The organism is Streptococcus sp., assembly GCF_019414905.1.
Taxonomy (GTDB): Bacteria; Bacillota; Bacilli; order Lactobacillales; family Streptococcaceae; genus Streptococcus.
Map to the genome: position 1 here is coordinate 1 of NZ_DXLC01000038.1, position 2,207 is coordinate 2,207.

Annotated in this window: 2 protein-coding genes and 1 pseudogene; 1 reads left to right on the forward strand and 2 read right to left on the reverse strand. The window is 41.0% G+C overall.

The genetic code is table 11. The features are described 5' to 3' along the window. Positions 1–363: pseudogene (locus QZ359_RS01020) on the forward strand (hypothetical protein); the annotation flags it as partial. 226 nt (positions 364–589) lie between these two features. Here QZ359_RS01020 and pdxT read toward each other — a convergent pair. Further along, a complete protein-coding gene (gene pdxT, locus QZ359_RS01025) occupies positions 590–1,177 on the reverse strand; it encodes a pyridoxal 5'-phosphate synthase glutaminase subunit PdxT (protein ID WP_261079753.1) in 588 nt (195 codons plus the stop codon). Further along, positions 1,178–2,053 (reverse strand): pyridoxal 5'-phosphate synthase lyase subunit PdxS, encoded by an 876-nt coding sequence (gene pdxS / locus QZ359_RS01030; protein ID WP_000138517.1) that lies wholly within the window; start codon positions 2,051–2,053, stop codon positions 1,178–1,180. Positions 2,054–2,207: the final 154 nt, after the last annotated feature.

The window sequence follows — 2,207 nt, forward strand, 5'->3', positions numbered from 1 at the left end:
CCTTTATTGTGTCGCTTTTGGAATTTTTTTGGTATAAACTTCTACGCGCATCCTATGGAGCAAGACAGACTCATAGCTTCACACATAATAGAACGAGTATCTCCATCTGTAGAGATACTCGTTTTTTGCTATTTTCGAAGTGATCTTTTTGACCAGTCCTATACATCATTTTTATACTCAACGAAAATCAAAGAGCAAAATAGGAAGCTAACCGCAGGTTGCTCAAAATACAGCTTTGAGGTTGCAGATAAAACTGACGAAGTCAGCTCAAAACACTGTTTTGAGGTTGTGGATAGAACTGACGAAGTCAGTAACCATACCTACGGCAAGGTGAAACTGACGTGGTTTGAAGAGATTTTCTAAGAGTATTAAGCAGTATAGAATAGTATTTTAACTCCATCCTCTAAAGTGCTTTCAATAAATAAAAGATACTTGAACACCATATTCAGCATATAAGCTTTATGCCCTAAGTCAAAACAATCATTCTTTTCTAATTTATCGTAAATAAATCTAACATCACAGAATACTGTCAGATGACTTAAAAAATGATTCTTTGGAAAAAGCGAATCGAAGCTTGATTTATCAATTTTTATTCCACTATCTTTTTGTCACACATATTTATAAAGTACTGGTGCAAGCGCACATCATCAGTCAATTCTGGATGAAAAGAAGTTACCAGCATATTTTTTTCTTGGGCTGCAACGATTTGATTGTCCACTGTTGCTAGAATTTCTACATCTTCTCCAACACTACTGATAATCGGACCTCGAATAAAGGTCATTGGAATCTGACCGACTCCCTTACATTCTGCTTCCGTGTAGAAACTTCCTAATTGGCGCCCATAGGCATTTCGCTCGACCACCATATCCATAGTTCCTAGATGACTATCTTCATGAGAAGTAATTTCCTTAGCCAGCAAAATCAAGCCCGCACAGGTTCCAAAGGCTGGTAAACCAGATAGAATGGCTTCTCGGATAGGAAGCAACATATCCTGGTCTCGTAAGAGCTTGCCCATGGTTGTAGATTCACCACCAGGCAAAATCAAACCCGACAAGCCATTCTGATGCTGCTGAAAATCATCTAGATTTCTGATTTCAACACTCTCGACACCTAATTGATCTAGCACTTTTGCATGTTCTGCAAAGGCACCTTGCAAGGCCAATATTCCAATTTTCATCTATTTTCCTCGCTCAGCCATGAGGATTTGGATTTCATTTTCATTGATACCAACCATGGCTTCTCCTAAATCTTCAGAGATTTGAGCTAGGATTTGAGGATTACGGAAGTTAGTTACCGCTTTGACAATGGCGCTCGCTCGTTTAACAGGATCTCCTGACTTGAAAATACCTGAACCGACAAAGACCCCCTCTGCCCCTAATTGCATCATTAGCGCTGCATCTGCTGGCGTTGCAACTCCCCCAGCAGCGAAGTTTACAACTGGCAATTTCCCATGCTCATGGACGTATTGAACCAATTCTACAGGGACTTGCAAGTCCTTAGCAGCAACATAAAGTTCGTCCTCACGTAAGTTTTGAATGCGACGAATTTCCTGATTCATCATACGCATATGGCGAACAGCTTGGACAATATCTCCTGTACCCGGTTCTCCTTTTGTGCGAATCATAGAAGCTCCTTCAGCGATACGACGCAAGGCTTCACCCAAATCCTTAGCCCCACAAACAAAAGGAACTTGGAATTCTTTCTTGTCCACATGGAAACGGTCGTCAGCTGGCGATAGAACTTCACTCTCATCGATATAGTCAATTTCAATAGCCTCTAAAATCTGAGCTTCAACAAAGTGCCCGATTCTGACCTTGGCCATCACTGGAATACTAACTGCTTCTTGGATTTCCTTAATCATCTTTGGATCACTCATGCGGGAAACCCCACCAGCTGCACGGATATCAGCCGGAATCCGCTCCAAGGCCATCACAGCTGCCGCACCAGCAGCTTCTGCAATACGTGCCTGTTCAGGGTTCTGAACGTCCATGATAACCCCACCCTTGAGCATCTGTGCCAAGTTTTTATTTAATTCATAACGATTTTCAGTCATTTCTTTTTCCTCATCATTTATATTGGTAGCTACCATTTCATTTTAATTCAGAACAGAAGGAATCACAAGATAAAAAAAATGTAATTGTATGGGTACAGATTGATACTCAATGAAAATCAAAGAGCAAACTAGGAAGCTAGCCGCAAGCTGTACT

Excerpts from the sequence above, each read along its gene's own strand:
- pdxT (WP_261079753.1), bottom strand. The coding sequence starts at position 1,177 with ATGAAAATTGGAATATTGGCCTTGCAAGGTGCCTTTGCAGAACATGCA.
- pdxS (WP_000138517.1), bottom strand. The coding sequence starts at position 2,053 with ATGACTGAAAATCGTTATGAATTAAATAAAAACTTGGCACAGATGCTC.